We start from the raw sequence: 21,211 nt of genomic DNA on the forward strand, positions 1-21,211 counted from the left end.
TGCCAATGAAAAACAAATGGGCATTACTTGGAGTAGAGCTCGACGATCAGATGCTCCTCGACGGGCAGATCGATGTCCTCACGGGCGGGCATTTTGGTAACAGTACCCTTGAGGGTATTCTTTTCACGCTCCAGCCACTGGGGCAGCATCACCATGGGGGCATCCTCGCCGGTCAGCTTGCTGAATTTGGCAGAGCTGCGGCTGGAAGCGACCACTTCAATGACGTCGCCGGGCTTGACCAGATAGGAGGGGATGTTGACCTTTCTGCCATTCACGGTAAAATGTGCATGGCTGACGGCCTGACGGGCCTCACGACGGGTCTGGACAAATCCCAAACGGTATACAACGTTATCCAGGCGGCGCTCCACCAGCACCAGCAGGTTCTCACCTGTTTTACCGGCCATACGGGAAGCTTTGTCGTAATACTCGCGGAACTGCTTCTCCATAATGCCGTAAACAAATTTAACCTTCTGCTTCTCAGCCAGCTGCAAAGCATACTCGCTCTTTTTCTTTCTCATCTGGCCACCGGGGTTGCGATTGCTCGTTTTCTTCGCGTAACCCATGACGGCAGGAGAAATGCCCAGTGCTCGGCAGCGCTTGGCGATAGGCTGCATATTTCTAGCCATAATTTTGTTTCTCCTTTCGATCAGACACGCCGTCTCTTGGGAGGACGGCAGCCGTTGTGGGGAATGGGTGTGACGTCGCGGATCAGGCTCACTTCCAGACCAGCGGTCTGCAGGGCGCGGATGGCGGCTTCACGACCAGCGCCGGGGCCCTTTACGTACACTTCCACCGATTTCAGGCCATGCTCCATGGCAGCTTTTGCAGCGGTCTCGGCAGCGGTCTGAGCGGCAAAAGGAGTGGACTTTCTCGAGCCACGGAAACCGAGTTCACCAGAAGATGCCCAGGAAATGGCGTTGCCCTGCACATCGGTGATGGTCACGATGGTGTTGTTAAAAGTGGACTGAATATGAACCGCGCCTTTTTCGATGTTCTTACGCTCGCGGCGGCGGCGGGTAGTAGCTCTTTTTTGAGTCTTTGCGGCCATCTTAGGTTCCCTCCTTACTTCTTCTTATTCGCAATGGTCTTCTTCGGACCTTTACGGGTACGGGCGTTGGTCTTGGAACGCTGGCCCCGGACCGGAAGTCCCTTGCGGTGGCGGACACCACGATAACAGCCGATTTCGATCAATCTCTTGATGTCGAATGCGACGTCACGGCGGAGGTCGCCTTCCACTCTCAGGTTATGGTCGATGTACTCACGCAGCTTGGAGACATCGTCTTCGGTCAAATCGCGGACACGGATGTCAGGATTGACGCCCGTGGCGGCGAGGATATCGTTGCTGGTCTTGCGGCCGATACCGAAAATGTAGGTAAGGCCAATCTCGACTCGCTTATCTCTAGGCAGGTCGACGCCGGCAATACGCGCCATAGTTTTGCACCTCCAAATTTGATCGCGCCTTAACCTTGGCGCTGTTTATGCTTGGGATTTTCACAGATGACCATGACTTTGCCCTTGCGCTTAATGACTTTGCACTTCTCGCAAATGGGTTTGACGGAAGGTCTGACCTTCATAGTAATCCCTCCTTGATAGGAACCGGGCTTCGGCCCTTGGGCCGAACCTCAACGTATCTATTTTATTTGGAACGCCATGTGATGCGCCCACGGGTGAGATCATAGGGCGAAAGCTCCAGCGTCACTTTATCCCCCGGCAGGATCCGGATAAAGTTCATCCGCAGCTTGCCGGAGATGTGGGCCAGAAGGGTTTTGCCGTTTTGCAGCTCTACCATAAACTGGGCGTTGGGAAGGGCTTCCTTGACGATGCCCTCTACCTCAATGACATCTTCTTTGGACAAGTTGAAAAACCTCCTCAAGTGACAGCCTCATCCGATTGAAACGGACGCAAGGCTCTGCGAATTTCACGGTTTGTGTTCATCTGCTCCTCCGGCACGACTGTGCTCGTAAGGCGGAGATGTTTGATGTTTTTCCGTTTTGGTCTTTGGAGAGGCCTTGCCTTCCCATCCACCACAAGGGCGGAGTCGGGCGCTGCTTCCAAGACGATTTGGAACGTCAATCGGTCGCGTCCGGCGGTGGACATCACCACGCGCCCCTTCACCAGTTGCAAAGCCCTTCCTCCTCTCAATCGGCGATTGTGAGGATCACCGGGCCATCCGGCGTAATGGCGACGCTGTGCTCAAAGTGGGCGGACAGTTTTCCGTCCTGGGTGAGCACCGTCCAGCCGTCCGCTAGGGTGCGGACTTTGTGTGTGCCCTCGTTGATCATGGGCTCAATGGCCAAGGTCATACCGGGCAGTAGCCGAACGCCTCGTCCGGGCGTTCCGAAATTCGGTACACTTGGGTCTTCATGGAGACGTGCGCCTACTCCGTGGCCAACATATTCGCGTACCACCGAGTAGCCGCGCGACTCGACATACCGCTGGACCGCACTTCCGATATCGCCTACCCGGTTGCCCGGCTTGGCTTGTTTGATCCCTTCGTAAAGGGATTCTCGAGTGGCGTCCATCAACCGCTGGGCCTCAGGAGAAACCTTCCCGCAGGCGAAGGTAGCGGCGTTGTCCCCGTTGTATCCGTGGATCTTGGCGCCAAGGTCGATGCTGACGATGTCGCCCTCCTTGAGAACACGGGATTTACTGGGTATGCCGTGGATGACCTCGTTGTTAACAGAAATACAGGCTGTTGCAGGGAACCCATTGTAGTTTAAAAAGTTGGGTTCTGCGCCCATCCTTTTGATGAGCTTATAGGCGATCTGGTCGATCTCGGCGGTTGTCACGCCGGGCTCTACCGCCTCGCCTGCAACCTTGAGTGCCATGGCGGAGATTCTGCACGCTTCCCGCATGAGCTGTAACTCGCGGGATGTCTTTAGCACAATCATGCCTTAATCCTCAAGAGCCGCCAGGGTAAGACGAGTGGTATCGGCCACTTCTTCCTGACCCTCTACTATAAAGAGCTTGCCCTTCTTTTCATAGTAGCTCTTAAGAGGCTCTGTCTGGTCATGATAAACCATCAACCGTTCCCGAATGGTATCCGGGTGGTCATCCTTACGCTGGATCAGGGTGCCGGAGCACACGTCGCACACTTCCTCAATGGCCGGTTTCTTGTAGACCACGTGATAGGAAGAGCCACAGGACTCACAGACACGGCGGCCCGACAGACGCTGGGTGATCTTTTCGTCCGGGACCTCGATATCGATAACCCGGTCGATCTCAATGCCCATGCGGTCGAGCGCCTCGGCCTGAGCAATGGTACGGGGGAAGCCATCCAGGATAAAACCGTTTTTGCAGTCATCCTCTTCGAGGCGGTGCTTGATGATCTCAATCACTACTTCATCGGGGACCAGCTTTCCGGCATCCATATAGGACTTGGCTTTCTTGCCGACCTCAGAACCGCTTTTCAGCGCTTCACGAATAATGTTACCCGTCGAGATGGCGGGGATGGAAAGAGTCTCGCTGATTACCTGTGCCTGGGTACCTTTGCCGGCGCCCGGAGCACCTAACAAAATCAGTTTCATTAGAATGTTTCCTCCTTTTCAGAGGTGTGAAAATGAAAACCGGATGCTGCCACCGGGGATGCCCTTTGGCCGGGCATCCGGTTCCTTTTTCGATTTTGAAGGGTTCTTCTTATTCAAGGAAGCCCTTGTAGTGGCGCATGAGCATCTGGGATTCGATCTGACGGACCGTCTCGATGGCGACACCGACGACGATGAGGATCGAAGTACCGCCCAAGGAAAGGCCGCCCATACCGGTGAGAGCACCGAATACGATGGGCAGGATGGCGATGACACCCAGGAACAGGGCGCCGATCAGCACGACCTTGGAGATAATGCGGGAGATGAAATCAGATGTGGGTTTGCCGGGACGGATGCCCGGGATTGCGCCGTTGTTCTTCTTCAGATTATTGGCCATCTCAATGGGATTATACTGGATGGACACATAGAAGTAGCTGAAGAAAATGATTAAGAGGAAGTAAAGGATAGCGTACAAAGCGCCGCTGGGGGAGAAGGCATTGAAGAAGCCGTCCCAGAAGCCACCCGGGGTCTGGTTGACGAACATGTCGATGGTGCTGGGGATCGAGAGGAAGGAGGATGCGAAAATGATCGGCAGCACGCCGGACATATTGACCTTGACCGGAATGTGGGTGGACTGACCGCCGTACATCTTGCGGCCCACCACGCGCTTGGCGTACTGGACAGGGATGCGGCGTTCGGCGTCGGTCATCAGGACGATGAAGGCGATGATCAGGATGAAGATGATCACAACCACCGGCACCAGGATGTAGTACTGGCCGCCCAATTGCAGGTACTGGTACAGCTGCATGACCATGGACGGTCCGCGGGAGACGATACCGGCAAACAGCAGGATCGAGATACCGTTGCCGATGCCCTTATCATTGATTTGCTCGCCCAGCCACATCATCAAAGCCGAACCGGCTGTAAGGACCAGGATGATGACAAATGCACTGAAGACCAAAGCGCCGCCTTCGTCGTACACTAAAATGTCCGACTGCTTCAAATAGAAGAAGTAGGCGGTGGCTTGAATTAAGCCCAAAGCAATGGTGGTATATCGGGTGATCTGAGCGATGCGTTTGCGGCCTTCTTCGCCTTCTTTTGCCATACGTTCCAGCGGCGGGATAGCGACGGTCAACAGCTGAATGATAATGGATGCATTGATGTAGGGGGTGATGGACATGGCAAATAAAGTTGCTTTTTCCAGTCCGCCACCGGAGATCATGTTAAAGTAACCCAGAAGGTTACTGCTGTTGGCACTCATATCCTCCATGAGGGCTTTCAGCGAATCCGCATCGATAAACGGCACTGGGATGGCCGCGCCGATTCGGAAAATGATCACGATGAAAAGTGTAAATAAAAGCTTTTTTCTCAGGTCTGCGATCTTCCATGCATTGCGGAAGGTTTCAAACATGTTAGATCACCTCGGCCTTTCCGCCAGCAGCCTCGATCTTCTCCTTTGCGGATTTCGAGAAAGCGGCGGCCTGGACGGTGATGGCCTTTTCTACTTTGCCGTTGCCCAGCACTTTTACGCCATCGTATGCCTTTTTGATAACACCTGCTTTCTTCAAAGCTTCAGTGTCTACCACAGAGCCCGCCTCAAAGGCGTTCAGAGCACCCACGTTGACTTCTGCATAGCGGGTGGCGAAAATGTTGTTAAAACCTCTCTTGGGCAGACGTCTCATCAGAGGCATCTGACCGCCTTCAAATCCGGCGCGCATTCCGCGGCCTGCACGGGCTTTTTGGCCCTTATGGCCTTTGCCGGCAGTCTTGCCGTTGCCGGAACCGTGACCTCTGCCGATGCGCTTGACCTCGCGATTGGAGCCCGGCGCCGGCGAAAGTTCATGCAGTTTCATTGACTTGCACCTCCTTGCTTACGCTTGGGACACCTCTACGAGGTGGCTAATTTTGGTGACCTTGCCGCTGGTGGCGGCGTTGTCAGGCTGAATGGTCTCGTCGCCAATCTTTCTCAGTCCCAGGGATTGGGCGGTGGCGATTTGATCCTTTTTGCTGCCGATCAGACTCTTGACCAGCTTGACCTTAATTTGTGCCATTTAGTCCGCCTCCTTAACCCAAAATTTCCTTGACCGACTTACCGCGGATGGCGGCAACCTGGTCGGCACTACGCAGGGACTTGAGGCCCTCCATAGTGGCTTGCACTACGTTGCAGGGATTGTTGCTGCGCAGAGCTTTGGTACGGATATCTTTAATACCAGCCATTTCCACCACGGCACGTACAGCGCCGCCGGCGATTACACCGGTACCAGGAGCAGCCGGCTTCAGCAGCACGGTGCCTGCGCCGTAGGTTCCCAGAACCTCGTGGGGAATGGTGGATCCGCGGAGGGAAACCTTGACCAGGTTCTTCTTGGCGTCTTCGATGCCCTTGCGGATGGCGTCCGGAACTTCGCCTGCTTTTCCGAGGCCGAAACCTACGGTGCCATTGCCGTCGCCTACCACGACCAGTGCGGCAAACTTGAAGATACGGCCGCCCTTGACCGTCTTAGATACGCGGTTGATGGCTACAACACGCTCTTGCAGTTCCATGGTTGATGCGTCAATCCTGTCCATTCAGATTCCTCCTCCCTTAGAATTTCAGGCCGCCCTCACGGGCGCCCTCGGCCAGCTCTTGCACACGGCCGTGATAGATGTAACCACCGCGGTCAAACACCACTTCAGTGATGCCCTTGTCAGCGGCGCGTTTGGCGATCATCTTGCCCACTTCACGGGCTGCCTGTTTGTTCCCGCCGTATCCCTTAAACTCCTTCTCTACGCTGGAGGCGGCCGCAAGGGTTACGCCCTGGACGTCGTCGATAATCTGGGCGTAGATATGGCTGAGGGAGCGGTAGACATTCAGACGCGGACGCTGGGTGGTACCCATGATCTTGCCGCGCACGCGAGCGTGACGGCGCTGTCTAGCCTTATTACTATCGGGCTTGCTTACCATAGCGATTCACTCCTTACTTCTTGCCTGCCTTGCCTTCCTTGCGGCGGATGACCTCATCCACGTACTTAATGCCCTTGCCCTTGTAGGGTTCCGGCGGACGTTTCTCGCGGACTTCCGCTGCAAACTGGCCAACCTGCTGCTTGTCAGGACCCAGGATGATAATCTTGTTGGGGCCGGGCACTTCAATGGTGATGCCGGGCACCTCGGACATGGTGACCTGATGGGAATAACCCAGGTTCATGACCAGGTTTTTACCCTGCTTCTGAACGCGGTAACCGACGCCGTTGACATCCAGCTCCTTTTTGAAGCCGTTGGTCACGCCCTCCACCATGTTGGCGATGAGGGTACGGGTCAGGCCGTGAAGAGAACGATGCTCTTTGTCGTCAGAAGGACGGGTGACGGTGATAACGCCGTCGTTCATCTCTACCTTCATCTCAGGGTGAAGGGTGCGGTTCAGAGTACCCTTGGGGCCTTTGACCGTAATGTCATTGCCGTTCAGCTTGACGTCTACGCCAGCGGGAACGGTAATGGGTTTTTTACCAATTCTCGACATTTCCTTCTCCCCCCTTACCAGATGAAAGCAAGCACTTCGCCGCCCACGTGCTCTTTGCGAGCCTCGCGGTCGGTCATGATGCCTTTGGAGGTGGACATGATGGCGATGCCGAGGCCCTTCATGACCTTGGGCATATCCTCACAGCTTGTGTAAATACGCAGGCCGGGCTTGCTCACTCTACGGAGGCCTGTGATGACCGGGCTCTTGCCGCTGCCGTATTTGAGACTCACTTTGATGATGCCCTGCTTGCCGTCGTTGATAACCTGAAAGTTCTTGATATAACCCTCATCCAACAGGATCTGGGCGATTGCCTTCTTCATGTTGGAAGCGGGGATATCAACGGTATCGTGTTTGGCTGAATTAGCATTGCGGATGCGTGTGAGCATATCCGCGATGGTATCGGTGATCTGCATACCGTTATCCTCCTTTGCTGATGGTGCGCCGGATGCTCATCCGGCTGCTCGCAGCTTTACCAGCTGGCCTTTTTTACGCCAGGAATCTCGCCCCGGTAGGCCAGTTCCCTGAAGCAGATGCGGCAGATGCCAAACTTACGAAGATAAGCGTGGGGTCTACCACAGATCTTGCACCGGTTGTAGCTTCGGGAGCTGAATTTAGCCGGTCTCTTCTGCTTGACCTTCATGGATGTTTTGGCCAATTTAAACCCTCCTTACTTCGAGAACGGAGCGCCCATGAGAGACAGCAGCTCTCTGGCCTCTTCGTCGGTGTTGGCGGTGGTGACAAAGCAAATGTCCATGCCGCGAACCTTATCGATCTTATCGTAGTCGATCTCCGGGAAGATCAACTGTTCCTTCAGGCCCATGTTGTAGTTGCCGCGGCCGTCGAAGGAGTTGGGGTTGATGCCGCGGAAGTCACGCACGCGGGGCAGCGCCACTGAGAACAGTCTGTCCACGAACTCATACATACGCTCGCCGCGCAGGGTGACCTTTACGCCGATGGGCATGCCTTCACGGAGCTTAAAGTTAGCGACCGATTTCTTAGCCTTGGTGGCAACAGCCTTCTGGCCGGTGATCAGGCCCAGGTCGCCGATGATGGCGTCGATAGCCTTGGAGTTTTCCTTGGCCTCGCCGGCGCCCACGTTGATGACGACTTTGTCGAGCTTCGGAATCTGCATGACGCTTTTGTATCCGAACTTCTTCATCAGGGCCGGTGCGACGTCTTGTTTATAGGTATCCTTAAGTCTGGCCATGTCTTTTCCTCCTTACAGAACCTCGCCACAATCTTTGTGGCGGCAGATCCGGTCTTTGGTGCCATCGGGATAGAGCTTATGGCCGACGCGGGTGGGTTTGCCGCACTTGGGGCAGACAACCATAACCTTGCTGGCGTAAAGAGCGCCCTCCGCCTGGACAATCCCGCCGGGATCGCCCATCTTGCGGGGTTTCAGATGCTTCTTCACAATATGGATGCCTTCCACGATGACCTTGCCCTCTTTGGGGCTAACCTCCAGCACCTTGCCCTTTTTGCCCTTGCTGGTGCCGCTGAGGACGATGACGGTATCACCGGTTTTGATGTTCATCTTTTTCATACTGCGCACCTCCATTAGAGCACCTCGGGGGCAAGGCTCAGGATCTTCAAATAATCCCGTTCCCTCAGCTCTCTGGCCACCGGGCCAAAGATACGGGTGCCCCTCGGGTTTTTATCGTCACGGATGAGCACGGCGGCATTCTCATCGAAACGGATGTATGTGCCGTCCTCGCGGCGCAGGCCGCTGGCGGTACGGACCACCACTGCCTTTACGACGTCACCTTTTTTCACAACGCCGCCGGGTGTTGCTTTTTTGACCGAACAAACAATTACATCGCCAATATTGGCGTATCTCCTCCGGGTGCCGCCCAGAACGCGGATACACATCAGCTCTTTCGCGCCTGTGTTATCGGCTACCTTGAGGTATGACTGCTGTTGAATCACAGGAAGTCCCCCTTTCAGATCTCAGGAACCAAACGCCGGTCGGTCGGCGCGCTCCCCTGAGCTCTCGTCTTGGTAAATTATTTCGCGCGTTCCAGTATCTCAACCAAACGCCAGTGTTTCTCTTTGGAATAAGGACGCGTTTCCATCACCAGCACGCGGTCGCCGACATTGCACTGATTCTGTTCGTCGTGAACCTTCAGACGAACGGTGCGCTTCACGATCTTGTTGTAAAGTGGATGCTTGACCCTGTCCTCAATGGCAACAACAATGGTCTTATCCATTTTATTGCTGACCACGCGGCCCACGTTGGTCTTTCTAAGATTCCTATCGCTCACAGCTTAAATCCTCCCTTCGGTTCACGCGTTCTTGACGCCGTTGATTCCGGCATCCTGAATCTCCATCTGCCGCAAAGTTGTTTTGATGCGGGCGATGTCTTTCTTCACAGCGTGGATACGCATGGGGTTGTCGAGCTGGTTGATGGCATGCTGGAATCTCAGGTTGAAGAGTTCTTCTTTCAGGCTCTTGAGCTTACTGTTGAGCTCTTCGACGGTCAGTTCTCTCATTTCTGCTGCCTTCATGACTGCTCACCACCCGTTTCTTGCTTGGCAATAAACTTGCACTTAATGGGCAGCTTGTTGGCTGCCAGTCTCATAGCCTCGCGTGCAACCTCTTCGGACACGCCGGCGATTTCGAACATGACACGGCCGGGTTTTACAACGGCAACCCAGTATTCCGGGGAACCTTTACCGGAACCCATTCGGGTTTCAGCCGGCTTCTCAGTGACCGGCTTATCCGGGAAGATCTTGATCCAAACCTGACCACCGCGCTTGGTGTAACGCGTCATGGCGACACGGGCGGCCTCGATCTGGTTGGACGTAATCCAGGCGGGTTCCAAAGCCTGTAGGCCATATTCACCATGGGAAACAAAGTTGCCGCGCATGGCTTTGCCCTTTAAACGGCCTCTCTGTACGCGGCGGTATTTGACTCTTTTCGGTAACAGCATGGTTATCTACGTCCTCCTTCCCGATTGTCTCTACGGGGAGCACGGCGGTCGCGGTTATCGCGGCGGTCACGACGGAAGTCGCGGTTGTCGCGGGGAGCGCGAGCGGTATTCTGACGGACGACTTCGCCCTGGTACAGCCAAACCTTTACGCCGATGCGGCCGTAGGTGGTGTTGGCCTCTGCAAAGCCATAATCGATGTCAGCGCGGATGGTCTGAAGAGGAATGGTTCCCTCATGATAATGCTCGGTACGGGCGATTTCTGCGCCGCCCAAACGGCCGGCTACGCTGATCTTGATGCCGCGGGCGCCCATTCTCATGGCGCGGCCGATGGACTGCTTCATCGCACGACGGAAAGAAATGCGCTTCTCCAGCTGCTGGGCGATGTTCTCAGCCACCAACTGAGCGTTCAAATCGGGGTTCTTGACCTCGACGATGTTGATGGAAACCGGCTTTTTCAGGAACTTTTCGCACTGTTCGCGGAGCTTCTCAATCTCAGCGCCGCCCTTGCCGATGACCATACCGGGTTTCGCACAGTGGATGTGAATGGTAACGCGCGAGGAGTTGCGCTCTATTTCGATCTTGGGAACGCCAGCGGAATAAAGCTGCTTCTTGAGCATCTTACGCAAGTTGTAGTCCTCGACGAGGGTATCGCCGAAGTCCTTGTCGCTTGCGAACCAGCGGGAGTCCCAATCCTTAATAACGCCTACTCTGAGGCCGTGGGGATGAACTTTCTGGCCCATAAATTAACCTCCATTCCGCCGCCCTTCTACTTGGACGGCAACTGTTTGTCCCTATTCCGAAGAACGGGGGCGGGCTGACGGGGTGTCAGCCGCCGCAGACCAAATTTCTTTCAGTCTGCCTTATTCTTTCTCCCGGAGCACAAGAGTGACATGGGATGTCTTCTTTTGGATCTCAAAAGCACGACCCTGGGCTCTCGGGCGGATGCGCCGGAGGATGGGGCCGGGGCTGACAAAGCATTCCGCAACGTACAGCCGGGAGGTATCCATATTTTTAACGTCCGCATTGGCAGCGGCGGAATTGAGCAGCTTGATCAGATATTCACAGGCTGCCTTGGGGGTATTTTTCAGAATGGCTGATGCCATGGACACATCTTTGCCGCGGATGACGTCCAATACGACCTTCACCTTGCGGGGCGAGATGCGGGCATAGCGTAAAGTAGCCCTTGCTTCCATGAATGACACTCCTTTCGGCTTTATTTCGACGTCTTGGAGCCTGCATGGCCTTTAAACGTTCTGGTGGGGGCGAACTCGCCCAACTTGTGACCAACCATATCCTCAGTCACATAAACCGGGACATGTTTTCTACCGTCATGAACAGCGAAGGTGTGGCCGACAAAATCAGGGAAGATGGTGGAAGCGCGGCTCCAGGTCTTGAGGATGCGCTTTTCGCCTTTTTCGTTCATTTCCTGAACCCTCTTGAGCAGCACAGGCTGTACAAAGGGTCCCTTCTTAACACTTCTGCCCATAGTATCCTAGTCTCCTTTCCACACCTTATTTGCCGCCGCGGCGTTTGACGATCATCTTGTCGGAGCGGTTGTGCTTCTTGCGGGTCTTGTAACCCAGAGCGGGCTTGCCCCAAGGAGTAACCGGGCCGGGACGACCGATGGGGGATTTGCCCTCGCCGCCGCCGTGGGGATGGTCGCAGGGGTTCATAACCGAACCGCGGACGGTGGGACGCCAACCCATGTGACGTTTTCTACCGGCTTTACCGATCTTGACGTTTTCATGCTCGATGTTGCCAACCTGGCCGATGGTAGCCATGCAGTTGACCGACACGTTGCGCAGCTCGCCGGAGGGCAGACGAAGCAGAGCGTATACGCCCTCTTTTGCCATGAGCTGAGCCATGTTGCCGGCCGCGCGGGCCAACTGAGCGCCCTTGCCGGGGTAGAGCTCTACGTTGTGGATAAAGGTACCGACCGGGATGCTGGTCAGAGGCAAAGCGTTGCCGACCTTGATATCGGCATCGGCGCTGGATTCAATCTTGTCGCCGACCTTCAGGCCCTGGGGAGCGATGATGTAACGTTTCTCGCCATCCTCATATTCCACCAAAGCGATGTGGGCCGAACGGTTGGGATCGTATTCCAACGTTTTAACCACAGCCACCATATCGCGCTTGTCGCGTTTGAAGTCGATGATACGGTACTTTCTGCGGTTGCCGCCGCCTCTGTGGCGGACGGTGATACGGCCGTAGCTGTTGCGGCCGGACTTATTCTTAAGGGGAGCGAGCAGACTGCGCTCAGGTCCCTCTTTGGAAAGCTGTGCATAGTCGATGACCGACATGTTGCGTCGAGCGTTGGTCGTCGGCTTATAAACTTTCATAGCCATTTGCTGGGTCACACTCCTTTTCTCGGCTTGGCGGGGCCGCCTGAACCGCCCCATACATTGCCGTTGTCACGGGCATCCGGACATCCGGATGAACCGCGGAAATTACATCATGCCTTCGAAGAACTCGATGGCCTTAGAATCAGGCTTCAGGGTGACGACAGCCTTTTTCCAGGAAGCGGTGTAGCCCTGGGTACGGCCCTGACGTCTCATTTTGCCGTTTTTGTGCATGGTGGTAACCTTGGCGACCTTGACGCCGAACAGCTCTTCCACAGCACGGGCAATGTCAATCTTTGTGGCATCCTTGGCCACTTCGAAGGAGTATACCTTCTGCATAATGCCAGCCATGCTCTTTTCGGTGATGACCGGGCGAATAATCACATCCTGTGCGATTTTCATTATGCATACACCTCCTCTAATTTTGCCACAGCATCCTTGACGATAATGAACTTATCGTGATTGAGGATGTCGTAAACATTCAGGGTGTTGGTGAGGGTAGCCTCAACACCGGGGATGTTGCGGGTGGAATAATAGACGTTGTCGTTCTTGCCGGCCAGGACGATGAGAGCCTTGCCCTCGACGCCCAAGCTCTTGAGCATCTCGACGATGGTCTTGGTTTTGAAGCCTTCCACATCGATGTTGTCCACAACGATCAGGTTGTTGTCCTGAACCTTGGTGGAGAAGGCCGATTTCAGAGCCAGACGGCGCACCTTCTTATTGAGGGTGTAGCGGTAATCGCGGGGCTTGGGGCCCAAAGCGATGCCGCCGTGACGCCACTGGGGAGCGCGGGTAGAACCCTGACGGGCGCGACCAGTGCCCTTTTGTCTCCAGGGCTTTTTGCCGCCGCCGGAAACTTCCGAACGGGTCTTGGTGGACTGGGTGCCCTGGCGCTGATTGGCCAGATAGTTGACCACAACAGCATGCATAACATACTGGTTGGGCTCTATACCAAAAATGGAGTCGTTCAGCTCGATCTCGCCGACCTGAGCGCCAGCCATATTAACTACGGAAACCTTAGGCATTGTGTATCCTCCTTCCCTTAGGCCTTTTTGACGCTGTCACGGATGACGACGATGCCGCCCTTGGGGCCGGGAATGGCGCCCTTGATGGCAATCAGATCGTTTTCCGCATCCACGGTTACAACGTCAAGATTTTGAACGGTCACACGCTCAGCGCCCAGGTGGCCAGGCAGTTTCTTGCCCTTGAACACGCGGGACGGGGAGCTACAGGCACCGTTGGAACCGGCATGGCGTGCCACAGGGCCCGTACCATGGGTTTCCTTCAGACGGTGGAAGTTCCAACGCTTGATGGAACCAGCGTAACCCTTACCTTTGGAGGTGCCGGTTACGTCCACACGGTCGCCAGCAGCGAAGGTGTCAACCTTGATGATATCGCCGACGTTAATGTCGTCGATGCTGTCGAAACGGAACTCCTTCAGATGACGCTTAGGAGCCACATCCGACTTCTTAAAGTGGCCTTGCAAGGGCTTGGTTACGTTTTTCACTTTGATGTCGCCGTAGCCGATCTGTATAGCAGTGTAACCGTCGGTCTCCACAGTCTTCTTCTGTGTAACCACACAGGGGCCTGCTTCGATAACGGTTACCGGAACGACGTTGCCCTTTTCATCAAAGACCTGGGTCATGCCCAGTTTCTTGCCGATGATGCCTTTTTGCATACTTTGTTCCTCCTTCGGTTATTGGTCGGATCTCTCCGACATGACCTCGTCCGTATTGAGCGTCCAATCCAATGCTTTACAGCTGGATCTCAATCTCAACGCCGGCGGGGAGCTCCAGACCCGTCAAAGCCTCAACGGTTTTGTTGCTGGGTCTGAGGATATCGATCAATCTCTTGTGGGTGCGCATCTCAAACTGCTCGCGGCTGTCCTTATACTTATGGACGGCGCGCAGAATGGTGACCACCTGCTTCTCAGTGGGAAGCGGCACAGGGCCCGACACGCGAGCACCAGTACGCTTTGCGGTCTCCACGATCTTCTCGGCGGACTGATCCACCAGATGAGCATCGTACCCCTTGAGTCTGATCCTGATTTTCTCCTTGACTGCCAATGAAATCGCCTCCTTTTACTAGATGGCGGGCGGCGTTTAAAAACTCTCCACGCATCCGTGTGTTTCGCGTCCGGACATTGAAAAAACCGGAACAACTGCACACAGTTATCTCCGGGATCGTTTTAAAACGTCATAAGGCACCATAGGCGCAAAATACGCGTCTACACAACTGTGCCTAACATAGTTCGCCCGGTTTAAAATCGGACATACTCCGCGGAAAAACCGGCAATACCTGCCGCAACCTCCCGCATCATCGCATATCTATTGCAGTCACGCTTAATTATAATACCATACTCCCCCTTTGATTGCAAGGTTTTTCTTTGTGAATAAGAGAGAATTTGTACCTCTCTTTTTGTTCTTTATCTCCAACTCGCTTGTCAAATTATATTCTAATAAATCGAACCATAGGGAATTATATTTGTCATAATTTCCAATATCCCGTCAAAAAGAGGCGATCCTCAAACGGAACCGCCTCTCTTCTTTGTTCTTATTCGTGCAGCGACCACAAAAAGTCGTACACCGGCTTAATAGCTTCAAAGCCTCGATAGATTTCTGCAAGAAAATCCCTGGAAAAGAGGATCTCTCCGATGGGACGGCGGGCACTGAAGTAAATGTCCTTTCGGTTATACCACTGCGCCACTTTCGGAGGTTTCTCTGCCTTAGGACGTTTGTACAGGTCACCGCACAGTTCCATACTGTCCTGTCCCTCAAATGCCTTACGAGCCTTTTCAAACTGTCCGGGATGTTGGTCGATGCGGGCGCGCAGTGCATCCATTGTGGGTTTGCTGGCGGAAAAATACCCCATCCCGAATCCCCAATACTCAGGATGCAGCTCAAAATAGTACATGGGGCGCTCCTTCCACTGATCCTTATCCAGCAGGATAGGGCGGGGAGACTGCCACAGATGATCGTTATAAGGCACCTTCTCCCTGCTGTACCGGGCGTCCTTATAGATGCGGGAGACATGGTTTTTAAACTCATGCCTAGGATCTAAACCGACTACAAACTCGGTTAATTCCTGTCCCAACAGGCGAAACGGCGTCAGCAAGCTGTCCTGATAAATCTGACGATGTTCCTCAAACCAATCCTTCCGATTATTGAATCGAAGGTCCCATAAAAAATCCATAGTCTGCTTGGAAAAACCTTCAAAACGTCCCTCTGTCGCCTTCATACCGCTTCCCCTTATTTTGACAAATTTCACAATCCGTTTTTTAGTATAAATCCATTCTAATCCCTTGTCAATTTGCCGGATCAGAACAAAACCGGCCCTCTTAAAAGAGGACCGGTAACATTCAGTCTTTAAAGTAGTTTTATCTCTTAATAGGCAGGCCTGCCATAACCCACAATGCGGGCGCTTCCAAAGGTATAACTGCGGCGAATGACCTGGTCGGCATTGTTGCCCTCGATGGTATAGACCTTGCCGCCGCTGGTATATTCCACCAACGCCACATGAGAGCAAGGACGGGAAGAACTATCGAATTTCATAAAGCAGATATCGCCAGGTTGAGGATCGCCGCTGCCCTTGGAGAAGTAACGGCCTCTCTGCTGGAACCAGCTCATACAAGCGGTAGTAGAGCCAGTGTTTGGAATGGCAGTACCCAGTACACCTGCTTGATCCGCACACCAAGCCACAAAGATGGTACACCAGTTGGCGGTCGGCATACCGTACCAATCGCCATATTTTGTATATCCGTTGGAAGCTTCATGATAACCGATCTGGCTGGCGGCCACGCTGATCATGGCCTGAGCGCCAGTCCCGCTGCTGACAGGGGGAAGGCTATCGGAATTCCCACCACTGGAAGAAGAGGAACTTCCGGAACTATACGCTACTACAGGCTCTTCCACGGTAAATTCCTGAGAAAACAGTTGCTTTTCAGTGCCTTCATCTGCAGCAGTCACCACCAAAGTCTTTTGGCCGGCCGACAGTTTACTAAAGGCAATATAAGGATCGATATTACTTAAGGAGAACGAAGTGGCGCCCACTTCAATCTTCTTTCCGGTTTCCACTTCGCCAGAGGCATTGAGAATATCCACATTGACCCACTGGATCAGATAATTGGAGGTGATCTCCCCCTTCAAAGCACGACCTTTCCCCTTCTGATGAGTAGAAGGCATCTCCAGCCCGCTGATAGCGAGAGCCGACTGATCGGCCGGGGTGTTAACGGCAAAGGCCTCTTGAGCAAGAGTCTGGCTGCCCAAAGCATCCGCAGCATCAATGGTGATCGTCTTATCACCGGAAGGCAGGGACGAAATTACAAAGTACTCGTTAAATTGGGCCAGATCAAAGGAGACATCTCCGCCATCCAGGCTCTTCTGGAAATCCACATTGCCGTCGGCATCCTGAATGGTCATGGTAACCGACTGGACAGGATAGTTGGAAGAAACAGTACCGGCAAAGGAATAATCCGCGCCCTTCACGTAATCAGCGGCGGGAGCTGTGAATCCATCCAAAGCAAGCTCCGAAGGAACTGCTTCCAGAACCTCCAGGGAGTCTTCATATACCACTTTCTGTTCTGTCACAGTGGTGGCAGTAATTTTCATCGTTTTATCGCCCACGGGAATGAGCGACGTATCAATTTGACCATTAAACTGGGAAAGATCAAAGGCTTGTCCCTCACAAGCAATGGACAAGTAAGCTTCCATCCGATTTTCATCATAGATAGCGAGGCTGACGCTTGTCAAATCCTCTTCTGATTCCAAAGTACCTACCAGATCCAGAGCGCCGTACTGCGCCACACTGGAGGGGATCGATACATCGGAGGCATCCACCAGAGGCTTAACCTCCAGAGGACTAATATAGAGATCCGCTGTCTGAGTGCCTTTTCCACCCGCCACGCGCATGGTTTTGTCGCCAGGATCCAGGCCTTCAAACAATGGGTATTCATTAAAACGGCTCAAATCAAACTGGAGATCCTGGCAGGTCAGCGCTTTCTCAGCTTCAACCTCCCCTGTCTCGTCCAGAATCTGAAGCTGGACAAAGTCGAAAGGAACGCCGGCCACCACATTGCCGGACATCTCGACTTCACTGCCTTCCACAACCTGCTCGGGCAGACTGTCATTTTCCAAAGCCATATTCCACTCCTGAGCGGTGGAAATATCACTGGCCTCGGCTACAACCGGTACGGTATCTTCCTGGGATGCGCCGGCCGAAACGGGCAGGATCACACTGGAAACTAAGACGGCCAGGGAACTGGCAATCACCATGGCCGACCTGAGTTGCTTTCGCATTGGAATCTCCTCCTAAGTCAATCGAGCAAAGACGTTGTTTCCTAGAAAATAACAAAAGTCAAACTTCTCTTGTTACCGTTTTTTCATTGTTTGCATTACATGTTACAATATTGTAACCAATTTGTCAAGAGCTACGCGAATATTTCCCAGGACTTACCGATTCTTTTTGATTTTTCCTTTGTTCCCCCCTGCCAAAGCCTGAAGGGTTCTGGTATAATGACAGATATCTTGTAAGATGTGGGAGCGTCATAGTCTATGAAAAAGAACGATACCATTTTTGTCACCATCACCGGCGTGTCCTCTGAGGGGAACGGCATTGGCCGTCACGACGGCATGGCGGTATTTATCCCAGGCACCGCCTGCGGAGATGAAGTGGAGGCCTTGGTGGTCAAAGTGTGTAAGTCCTATGCCCATGGGAAACTTGTGCGGGTCCTGAAGCCTTCCCCCGATCGTGTGGAATCCGACTGTCCTGTCTTTCTAAAGTGCGGCGGATGTGTCTATCGCCATATCTCCTATGAGGCGGAACGCCGTCTGAAAGCCCAGAGGGTTCAGGAGACCATCCGACGCATCGGCGGACTGGATATCCCTCAGCGTCCTATTCTCTCAGGGCCTCAGCAGTCTGGATACCGCAACAAAGCTCTGTATCCTGTAGGTTTGGATCAAAACGGCAAGTTGGCCATCGGATTTTATGCTCCCCGCAGCCATCGCATTGTCGACTGCCGGCAGTGCAGTCTTCAGCCTCCGGAGTTTTCCTCTCTGGTGAATGCCGTAGCTCACTGGATGACTCTCACAGGAGTTTCTCCTTATCGGCAGGAGTCTAATGAGGGATTGGTGCGCCACATCTATCTGCGCAAAGCCTTTGGAACCGGGCAGATCATGGCTTGTCTGGTCGTCAACGGCAAAAGGGTGCCGGATGAACCGATGCTTGTCAAGCTCCTCCGGGAGGCTGGGGAACCCAACGGATTAAAAAGCATCATCCTCAACCAGAATACCCGGCCGGACAACGTCATTCTGGGCAGACGCTGCCGCACACTATGGGGACAAGATACCATTGAGGATACCTTATGTGATTTGCAGTTCTCCCTTTCCCCCCTCTCCTTTTATCAAGTGAATCGGGAGGCCGCCCAGATTCTTTACCGCCGGGCCGCGCAATATGCGCAACCGGAGGGCGCCCTTGTACTGGATCTCTATTGCGGCGCCGGCACCATCGGCCTCACGATGGCGCAAAAAGCCGAAAAGGTGATAGGGGTTGAGATCGTCCCTGACGCCATCCGGGATGCCGATAAAAACGCCGCTCTCAACGGCATTCAAAACGCTGAATTCTTGTGCGGCGATGCAGCTCAAGCCGCTGAGATGCTGGTTCAACGGGGACTTCATCCCGACGTGGTAGTACTGGATCCTCCCCGCAAAGGATGCAGTCCAGAGCTGCTCACCATCCTGGCAGACCGGTTTTCTCCCGACCGCATTGTCTATGTATCCTGTGACCCTGCCACTTTGGCTCGGGATCTCAAGATCTTAAACAGCAGCGGTTATCTTCCTCAGGAGGTTACCCCTGTGGACATGTTCCCACGTACCAGCCATGTGGAGACGGTAGTACTTTTGTCCAAACTCAATACCAAGCAGCATATCGAGGTGGAGCTGAATCTGGACGAGCTGGATTTAACTGCGGCGGAGAGCAAAGCCACCTATGAAGAGATTAAGGAGTATGTGCTGGAACATACAGGTCTAAAAGTCAGCCATCTCTATATCGCTCAGGTTAAACAGAAGTATGGTATTATTGAGCGTGAGAACTACAACAAGCCAAAATCCGAGAATTCCAGGCAGCCGAAATGTCCGCCCGAAAAGGAAGCGGCCATTACGGAGGCATTGAAGCATTTTGGGATGATTTGAGAATACAAATAATACGATAGAGAGGGCGAAGATGCTTTGTGAGGTGTCTTTGCCCTTTCTGTCATGTGGCGAAAACGCTTTGCTGCCGTTGACAGCATCACGATTATGAAGTATAATTTGTTATACAAATCATACTTTTAAGGAGGCGTTATAATGGGCAAGCCGAAAGGAAAATATGCATGGACTGCTACGGTGGGAGAAAAGGGTCAGATTGTGATACCGAAACAGGCGCGAGAAATATTTGACATTCACCCGGGAGATACGCTGGTGCTTCTGGGGGATGAAAAAAGGGGGATTGCCATCCCGCCTAAAACCATGTTTTCACAATTTGCCGCGGCCGTATTTGAAACGGAACAGGAGGCGGACTGAATGGCTCTTTGTGAGATCAAAAATTTGAGAAAAACCTATCCTTCTTTTACTCTATCTGAGTTGTCTTTTCAGCTGAACGCCGGACGGATTGTGGGATTCATTGGCCGAAACGGAGCCGGAAAGACGACAACAATCAAATCTATGCTGGGACTTGTTCATCCTGATGGCGGCGAGATTGATTACTTCGGGCTGCCATTTTCCCAGCACGAGAAGCAGATAAAGCAGCGGATCGGGTATTCTACGGGAGCGGTCAACTACTATCCAAAGCGAAAAATAAAAGACATTGTTGCTGTCACAAGGATGTTCTTTGACACATGGAATGAAGAAGCGTATCGGGAATATCTTTCTTTATTTGCGCTGGACGAGAGCAAGATGCCTTCTGAACTCTCCGAAGGGATGCGGGTGAAGTTTAATTTGCTTTTGGCTCTGTCCCATAAATCGGAGATTCTCATTTTGGATGAGCCTACCAGCGGCCTTGATCCTTTCTCCCGTGATGAGCTGCTTGACATATTTGCAGAATTAAAAAAGCGTGGCGTTTCCATCCTGTTTTCCACCCACATCACCTCGGATATTGAGAAATGTGCCGACGATATTCTGTATATTCGGGACGGAAAACTTGTAGCCAGCTACCCAAAAGAGGATTTCAGAAAAAACTGCTGTGAAGCAGGCGAAAGCATAGAAGAAGCAATTTTGCGGATGGAAAGGAGTGCCAACATATGATACGACTGTTGAAGAAAGAAATGAAGTTGGCTGCTTCGCCGCTATCTTATCTTTTTATTGTCTTTGGCCTGATGGCGTTTGTCCCCGGTTATCCTATCTTGGTCAGCGCCTTTTTCCTGTGCCTCGGCCTGTTCCAGTCCTTTCAGGCGGCGAGAGAGGCAAACGATATCACCTATACGGCGCTCCTGCCGGTGGCGAAGGCAGATGTGGTCAGAGCAAAATACCTCTTTTGCGGATTTATCCAGCTTTGCTATTTTATGCTGACTGTCGCTGTAACTCTGATTCGTATGACTGTACTATCCGAAGCTGCGGTTTACAGGAGCAATCCGCTGATGAATGCCAATCTTGTCTATCTGGGCTTTGTGCTGCTGATTCTGGGGCTGTTCAATGGGATTTTTATTGGCGGCTTTTTTAGAACCGCCTATCAATTTGCCAAGCCCTTTGTAGCTTTTATTGTTGCAGCCTTTTTAGTTGTAGGACTTGGAGAGACGTTATTTCATATTCCGGGAATGGCGGCGCTGAATGCGTTCGGATTTGCACATATTGAATTGCAAGTATGCGTTCTTCTGCTTGGAGCGGGTCTGTATTTTTTACTCACCCTAATTTCCATACAGAAGGCGATGCGTGATTTTGAAAGGATCAATTTGTGACA

General features: G+C 53.2%; 36 protein-coding genes. 4 read left to right on the forward strand and 32 right to left on the reverse strand.

Translation table 11 applies throughout. The features are described from left to right. Nucleotides 1-23 precede the first annotated feature (23 nt). From rpsD to C12CBH8_RS09585, 32 genes are all read right to left on the reverse strand, one after another. Nucleotides 24-626 (reverse strand): 30S ribosomal protein S4, encoded by a 603-nt coding sequence (rpsD, locus tag C12CBH8_RS09430; protein WP_090265348.1) that lies wholly within the window; start codon nucleotides 624-626, stop codon nucleotides 24-26. A gap of 20 nt (nucleotides 627-646) precedes the next feature. After that, nucleotides 647-1,048 carry a 30S ribosomal protein S11 gene (gene rpsK / locus C12CBH8_RS09435; RefSeq protein ID WP_215533102.1) on the reverse strand — a complete coding sequence of 134 codons (402 nt, stop codon included), beginning with the start codon at nucleotides 1,046-1,048 and terminating at the stop codon, nucleotides 647-649. A 14-nt stretch (nucleotides 1,049-1,062) separates the two neighbouring features. Then, nucleotides 1,063-1,431, reverse strand: coding sequence for a 30S ribosomal protein S13 (gene rpsM, locus C12CBH8_RS09440; RefSeq protein ID WP_090265344.1), 369 nt, complete (start codon nucleotides 1,429-1,431; stop codon nucleotides 1,063-1,065). A gap of 29 nt (nucleotides 1,432-1,460) precedes the next feature. Further along, nucleotides 1,461-1,574, reverse strand: coding sequence for a 50S ribosomal protein L36 (gene rpmJ, locus C12CBH8_RS09445; RefSeq protein ID WP_000868342.1), 114 nt, complete (start codon nucleotides 1,572-1,574; stop codon nucleotides 1,461-1,463). A gap of 62 nt (nucleotides 1,575-1,636) precedes the next feature. Further along, nucleotides 1,637-1,855, reverse strand: a complete 219-nt coding sequence (gene infA / locus C12CBH8_RS09450; protein WP_090265342.1) for a translation initiation factor IF-1 — start codon at nucleotides 1,853-1,855, stop codon at nucleotides 1,637-1,639. A 14-nt stretch (nucleotides 1,856-1,869) separates the two neighbouring features. Further along, complete coding sequence (locus tag C12CBH8_RS09455) at nucleotides 1,870-2,124, reverse strand: KOW domain-containing RNA-binding protein (protein WP_246441487.1); 255 nt, start codon at nucleotides 2,122-2,124, stop codon at nucleotides 1,870-1,872. Nucleotides 2,125-2,138: 14 nt separating this feature from the next. After that, nucleotides 2,139-2,891: a type I methionyl aminopeptidase gene (map, locus tag C12CBH8_RS09460; protein ID WP_090265340.1), complete on the reverse strand. Its 753-nt coding sequence runs from the start codon at nucleotides 2,889-2,891 to the stop codon at nucleotides 2,139-2,141. A 3-nt stretch (nucleotides 2,892-2,894) separates the two neighbouring features. Further along, complete coding sequence (locus C12CBH8_RS09465) at nucleotides 2,895-3,527, reverse strand: adenylate kinase (protein WP_090265338.1); 633 nt, start codon at nucleotides 3,525-3,527, stop codon at nucleotides 2,895-2,897. A gap of 109 nt (nucleotides 3,528-3,636) precedes the next feature. After that, nucleotides 3,637-4,935 (reverse strand): preprotein translocase subunit SecY, encoded by a 1,299-nt coding sequence (secY, locus tag C12CBH8_RS09470; protein ID WP_215533103.1) that lies wholly within the window; start codon nucleotides 4,933-4,935, stop codon nucleotides 3,637-3,639. A gap of 1 nt (nucleotide 4,936) precedes the next feature. After that, nucleotides 4,937-5,377 carry a 50S ribosomal protein L15 gene (gene rplO / locus C12CBH8_RS09475; RefSeq protein ID WP_099322668.1) on the reverse strand — a complete coding sequence of 147 codons (441 nt, stop codon included), beginning with the start codon at nucleotides 5,375-5,377 and terminating at the stop codon, nucleotides 4,937-4,939. An 18-nt stretch (nucleotides 5,378-5,395) separates the two neighbouring features. Beyond that, nucleotides 5,396-5,575: a 50S ribosomal protein L30 gene (gene rpmD / locus C12CBH8_RS09480; RefSeq protein ID WP_090265333.1), complete on the reverse strand. Its 180-nt coding sequence runs from the start codon at nucleotides 5,573-5,575 to the stop codon at nucleotides 5,396-5,398. A gap of 13 nt (nucleotides 5,576-5,588) precedes the next feature. Further along, a complete protein-coding gene (gene rpsE, locus C12CBH8_RS09485; protein WP_090265331.1) occupies nucleotides 5,589-6,089 on the reverse strand; it encodes a 30S ribosomal protein S5 in 501 nt (166 codons plus the stop codon). Between the two features lie 16 nt (nucleotides 6,090-6,105). Beyond that, nucleotides 6,106-6,465 (reverse strand): 50S ribosomal protein L18, encoded by a 360-nt coding sequence (gene rplR / locus C12CBH8_RS09490; protein ID WP_090265330.1) that lies wholly within the window; start codon nucleotides 6,463-6,465, stop codon nucleotides 6,106-6,108. Between the two features lie 13 nt (nucleotides 6,466-6,478). Beyond that, on the reverse strand, nucleotides 6,479-7,018 hold the full coding sequence (gene rplF / locus C12CBH8_RS09495) for a 50S ribosomal protein L6 (protein WP_090265328.1): 540 nt from the start codon (nucleotides 7,016-7,018) through the stop codon (nucleotides 6,479-6,481). A gap of 14 nt (nucleotides 7,019-7,032) precedes the next feature. Beyond that, entirely contained in the window at nucleotides 7,033-7,431 is a 399-nt protein-coding gene (gene rpsH, locus C12CBH8_RS09500) for a 30S ribosomal protein S8 (RefSeq protein ID WP_090265326.1), read from the reverse strand. 56 nt (nucleotides 7,432-7,487) lie between these two features. Next, the gene (locus tag C12CBH8_RS09505) at nucleotides 7,488-7,673 is read right to left on the reverse strand and encodes a type Z 30S ribosomal protein S14 (RefSeq protein ID WP_090265324.1); all 186 of its coding nucleotides are present in this window, start codon (nucleotides 7,671-7,673) and stop codon (nucleotides 7,488-7,490) included. Nucleotides 7,674-7,685: 12 nt separating this feature from the next. Next, nucleotides 7,686-8,225 (reverse strand): 50S ribosomal protein L5, encoded by a 540-nt coding sequence (rplE, locus tag C12CBH8_RS09510; RefSeq protein ID WP_090265323.1) that lies wholly within the window; start codon nucleotides 8,223-8,225, stop codon nucleotides 7,686-7,688. A gap of 12 nt (nucleotides 8,226-8,237) precedes the next feature. Beyond that, complete coding sequence (rplX, locus tag C12CBH8_RS09515) at nucleotides 8,238-8,561, reverse strand: 50S ribosomal protein L24 (protein ID WP_090265321.1); 324 nt, start codon at nucleotides 8,559-8,561, stop codon at nucleotides 8,238-8,240. A 14-nt stretch (nucleotides 8,562-8,575) separates the two neighbouring features. Next, nucleotides 8,576-8,944 (reverse strand): 50S ribosomal protein L14, encoded by a 369-nt coding sequence (gene rplN, locus C12CBH8_RS09520; RefSeq protein WP_090265320.1) that lies wholly within the window; start codon nucleotides 8,942-8,944, stop codon nucleotides 8,576-8,578. Between the two features lie 77 nt (nucleotides 8,945-9,021). Then, entirely contained in the window at nucleotides 9,022-9,279 is a 258-nt protein-coding gene (rpsQ, locus tag C12CBH8_RS09525) for a 30S ribosomal protein S17 (RefSeq protein WP_090265318.1), read from the reverse strand. Between the two features lie 21 nt (nucleotides 9,280-9,300). Then, nucleotides 9,301-9,522 (reverse strand): 50S ribosomal protein L29, encoded by a 222-nt coding sequence (gene rpmC / locus C12CBH8_RS09530; protein WP_090265316.1) that lies wholly within the window; start codon nucleotides 9,520-9,522, stop codon nucleotides 9,301-9,303. Beyond that, nucleotides 9,519-9,947 carry a 50S ribosomal protein L16 gene (rplP, locus tag C12CBH8_RS09535; RefSeq protein ID WP_090265315.1) on the reverse strand — a complete coding sequence of 143 codons (429 nt, stop codon included), beginning with the start codon at nucleotides 9,945-9,947 and terminating at the stop codon, nucleotides 9,519-9,521. Before rplP ends, rpmC begins: the two co-directional genes overlap by 4 nt. Nucleotides 9,948-9,949: 2 nt before the next feature. Beyond that, the gene (gene rpsC, locus C12CBH8_RS09540; RefSeq protein ID WP_090265313.1) at nucleotides 9,950-10,687 is read right to left on the reverse strand and encodes a 30S ribosomal protein S3; all 738 of its coding nucleotides are present in this window, start codon (nucleotides 10,685-10,687) and stop codon (nucleotides 9,950-9,952) included. A gap of 120 nt (nucleotides 10,688-10,807) precedes the next feature. Next, a complete protein-coding gene (gene rplV, locus C12CBH8_RS09545; RefSeq protein ID WP_090265312.1) occupies nucleotides 10,808-11,140 on the reverse strand; it encodes a 50S ribosomal protein L22 in 333 nt (110 codons plus the stop codon). Nucleotides 11,141-11,160: 20 nt separating this feature from the next. Continuing rightward, nucleotides 11,161-11,433, reverse strand: coding sequence for a 30S ribosomal protein S19 (gene rpsS, locus C12CBH8_RS09550; RefSeq protein WP_090265310.1), 273 nt, complete (start codon nucleotides 11,431-11,433; stop codon nucleotides 11,161-11,163). Between the two features lie 25 nt (nucleotides 11,434-11,458). Then, nucleotides 11,459-12,292 (reverse strand): 50S ribosomal protein L2, encoded by an 834-nt coding sequence (gene rplB, locus C12CBH8_RS09555; RefSeq protein ID WP_090265309.1) that lies wholly within the window; start codon nucleotides 12,290-12,292, stop codon nucleotides 11,459-11,461. 102 nt (nucleotides 12,293-12,394) lie between these two features. After that, the gene (rplW, locus tag C12CBH8_RS09560) at nucleotides 12,395-12,688 is read right to left on the reverse strand and encodes a 50S ribosomal protein L23 (protein WP_090265307.1); all 294 of its coding nucleotides are present in this window, start codon (nucleotides 12,686-12,688) and stop codon (nucleotides 12,395-12,397) included. After that, the gene (gene rplD / locus C12CBH8_RS09565; protein ID WP_090265306.1) at nucleotides 12,688-13,311 is read right to left on the reverse strand and encodes a 50S ribosomal protein L4; all 624 of its coding nucleotides are present in this window, start codon (nucleotides 13,309-13,311) and stop codon (nucleotides 12,688-12,690) included. Before rplD ends, rplW begins: the two co-directional genes overlap by 1 nt. Nucleotides 13,312-13,328: 17 nt before the next feature. Next, nucleotides 13,329-13,964, reverse strand: a complete 636-nt coding sequence (gene rplC, locus C12CBH8_RS09570; protein ID WP_215533104.1) for a 50S ribosomal protein L3 — start codon at nucleotides 13,962-13,964, stop codon at nucleotides 13,329-13,331. A gap of 76 nt (nucleotides 13,965-14,040) precedes the next feature. After that, nucleotides 14,041-14,352 (reverse strand): 30S ribosomal protein S10, encoded by a 312-nt coding sequence (gene rpsJ / locus C12CBH8_RS09575; protein ID WP_090265302.1) that lies wholly within the window; start codon nucleotides 14,350-14,352, stop codon nucleotides 14,041-14,043. Nucleotides 14,353-14,839: 487 nt separating this feature from the next. Further along, entirely contained in the window at nucleotides 14,840-15,523 is a 684-nt protein-coding gene (locus C12CBH8_RS09580) for a DUF2461 domain-containing protein (RefSeq protein WP_215533105.1), read from the reverse strand. A gap of 146 nt (nucleotides 15,524-15,669) precedes the next feature. Next, a complete protein-coding gene (locus C12CBH8_RS09585) occupies nucleotides 15,670-17,580 on the reverse strand; it encodes a CHAP domain-containing protein (protein ID WP_215533106.1) in 1,911 nt (636 codons plus the stop codon). Between the two features lie 255 nt (nucleotides 17,581-17,835). On the opposite strand from C12CBH8_RS09585, the gene rlmD reads away from it, so the two are divergent. From rlmD to C12CBH8_RS09605, 4 genes are all read left to right on the forward strand, one after another. Further along, complete coding sequence (gene rlmD, locus C12CBH8_RS09590; protein WP_215533107.1) at nucleotides 17,836-19,470, forward strand: 23S rRNA (uracil(1939)-C(5))-methyltransferase RlmD; 1,635 nt, start codon at nucleotides 17,836-17,838, stop codon at nucleotides 19,468-19,470. 153 nt (nucleotides 19,471-19,623) lie between these two features. Next, complete coding sequence (locus tag C12CBH8_RS09595) at nucleotides 19,624-19,839, forward strand: AbrB/MazE/SpoVT family DNA-binding domain-containing protein (RefSeq protein WP_215533108.1); 216 nt, start codon at nucleotides 19,624-19,626, stop codon at nucleotides 19,837-19,839. After that, nucleotides 19,840-20,559, forward strand: coding sequence for an ABC transporter ATP-binding protein (locus tag C12CBH8_RS09600; RefSeq protein ID WP_215533109.1), 720 nt, complete (start codon nucleotides 19,840-19,842; stop codon nucleotides 20,557-20,559). Further along, nucleotides 20,556-21,209, forward strand: a complete 654-nt coding sequence (locus tag C12CBH8_RS09605) for an ABC-2 transporter permease (protein WP_215533110.1) — start codon at nucleotides 20,556-20,558, stop codon at nucleotides 21,207-21,209. The genes C12CBH8_RS09600 and C12CBH8_RS09605 overlap by 4 nt, the downstream gene beginning before the upstream one ends. Nucleotides 21,210-21,211: the final 2 nt, after the last annotated feature.

The organism is Solibaculum mannosilyticum (assembly GCF_015140235.1).
Lineage (GTDB): Bacteria > Bacillota > Clostridia > Oscillospirales > Acutalibacteraceae > Solibaculum > Solibaculum mannosilyticum.

What these genes read in the sequence shown, in the direction of transcription:
- rpsD (WP_090265348.1), bottom strand. Translation starts at nt 626, where the DNA reads ATGGCTAGAAATATGCAGCCTATCGCCAAGCGCTGCCGAGCACTGGGC.
- rpsK (WP_215533102.1), bottom strand. Translation starts at nt 1,048, where the DNA reads ATGGCCGCAAAGACTCAAAAAAGAGCTACTACCCGCCGCCGCCGCGAG.
- rpsM (WP_090265344.1), bottom strand. Translation starts at nt 1,431, where the DNA reads ATGGCGCGTATTGCCGGCGTCGACCTGCCTAGAGATAAGCGAGTCGAG.
- rpmJ (WP_000868342.1), bottom strand. Translation starts at nt 1,574, where the DNA reads ATGAAGGTCAGACCTTCCGTCAAACCCATTTGCGAGAAGTGCAAAGTC.
- map (WP_090265340.1), bottom strand. Translation starts at nt 2,891, where the DNA reads ATGATTGTGCTAAAGACATCCCGCGAGTTACAGCTCATGCGGGAAGCG.
- C12CBH8_RS09465 (WP_090265338.1), bottom strand. Translation starts at nt 3,527, where the DNA reads ATGAAACTGATTTTGTTAGGTGCTCCGGGCGCCGGCAAAGGTACCCAG.
- secY (WP_215533103.1), bottom strand. Translation starts at nt 4,935, where the DNA reads ATGTTTGAAACCTTCCGCAATGCATGGAAGATCGCAGACCTGAGAAAA.
- rplO (WP_099322668.1), bottom strand. Translation starts at nt 5,377, where the DNA reads ATGAAACTGCATGAACTTTCGCCGGCGCCGGGCTCCAATCGCGAGGTC.
- rpmD (WP_090265333.1), bottom strand. Translation starts at nt 5,575, where the DNA reads ATGGCACAAATTAAGGTCAAGCTGGTCAAGAGTCTGATCGGCAGCAAA.
- rpsE (WP_090265331.1), bottom strand. Translation starts at nt 6,089, where the DNA reads ATGGACAGGATTGACGCATCAACCATGGAACTGCAAGAGCGTGTTGTA.
- rplR (WP_090265330.1), bottom strand. Translation starts at nt 6,465, where the DNA reads ATGGTAAGCAAGCCCGATAGTAATAAGGCTAGACAGCGCCGTCACGCT.
- rplF (WP_090265328.1), bottom strand. Translation starts at nt 7,018, where the DNA reads ATGTCGAGAATTGGTAAAAAACCCATTACCGTTCCCGCTGGCGTAGAC.
- rpsH (WP_090265326.1), bottom strand. Translation starts at nt 7,431, where the DNA reads ATGCAGATCACCGATACCATCGCGGATATGCTCACACGCATCCGCAAT.
- rplE (WP_090265323.1), bottom strand. Translation starts at nt 8,225, where the DNA reads ATGGCCAGACTTAAGGATACCTATAAACAAGACGTCGCACCGGCCCTG.
- rplX (WP_090265321.1), bottom strand. Translation starts at nt 8,561, where the DNA reads ATGAAAAAGATGAACATCAAAACCGGTGATACCGTCATCGTCCTCAGC.
- rpmC (WP_090265316.1), bottom strand. Translation starts at nt 9,522, where the DNA reads ATGAAGGCAGCAGAAATGAGAGAACTGACCGTCGAAGAGCTCAACAGT.
- rplP (WP_090265315.1), bottom strand. Translation starts at nt 9,947, where the DNA reads ATGCTGTTACCGAAAAGAGTCAAATACCGCCGCGTACAGAGAGGCCGT.
- rpsC (WP_090265313.1), bottom strand. Translation starts at nt 10,687, where the DNA reads ATGGGCCAGAAAGTTCATCCCCACGGCCTCAGAGTAGGCGTTATTAAG.
- rplV (WP_090265312.1), bottom strand. Translation starts at nt 11,140, where the DNA reads ATGGAAGCAAGGGCTACTTTACGCTATGCCCGCATCTCGCCCCGCAAG.
- rpsS (WP_090265310.1), bottom strand. Translation starts at nt 11,433, where the DNA reads ATGGGCAGAAGTGTTAAGAAGGGACCCTTTGTACAGCCTGTGCTGCTC.
- rplB (WP_090265309.1), bottom strand. Translation starts at nt 12,292, where the DNA reads ATGGCTATGAAAGTTTATAAGCCGACGACCAACGCTCGACGCAACATG.
- rplW (WP_090265307.1), bottom strand. Translation starts at nt 12,688, where the DNA reads ATGAAAATCGCACAGGATGTGATTATTCGCCCGGTCATCACCGAAAAG.
- rplD (WP_090265306.1), bottom strand. Translation starts at nt 13,311, where the DNA reads ATGCCTAAGGTTTCCGTAGTTAATATGGCTGGCGCTCAGGTCGGCGAG.
- rplC (WP_215533104.1), bottom strand. Translation starts at nt 13,964, where the DNA reads ATGCAAAAAGGCATCATCGGCAAGAAACTGGGCATGACCCAGGTCTTT.
- C12CBH8_RS09580 (WP_215533105.1), bottom strand. Translation starts at nt 15,523, where the DNA reads ATGAAGGCGACAGAGGGACGTTTTGAAGGTTTTTCCAAGCAGACTATG.
- C12CBH8_RS09585 (WP_215533106.1), bottom strand. Translation starts at nt 17,580, where the DNA reads ATGCGAAAGCAACTCAGGTCGGCCATGGTGATTGCCAGTTCCCTGGCC.
- rlmD (WP_215533107.1), top strand. Translation starts at nt 17,836, where the DNA reads ATGAAAAAGAACGATACCATTTTTGTCACCATCACCGGCGTGTCCTCT.
- C12CBH8_RS09595 (WP_215533108.1), top strand. Translation starts at nt 19,624, where the DNA reads ATGGGCAAGCCGAAAGGAAAATATGCATGGACTGCTACGGTGGGAGAA.
- C12CBH8_RS09600 (WP_215533109.1), top strand. Translation starts at nt 19,840, where the DNA reads ATGGCTCTTTGTGAGATCAAAAATTTGAGAAAAACCTATCCTTCTTTT.
- C12CBH8_RS09605 (WP_215533110.1), top strand. Translation starts at nt 20,556, where the DNA reads ATGATACGACTGTTGAAGAAAGAAATGAAGTTGGCTGCTTCGCCGCTA.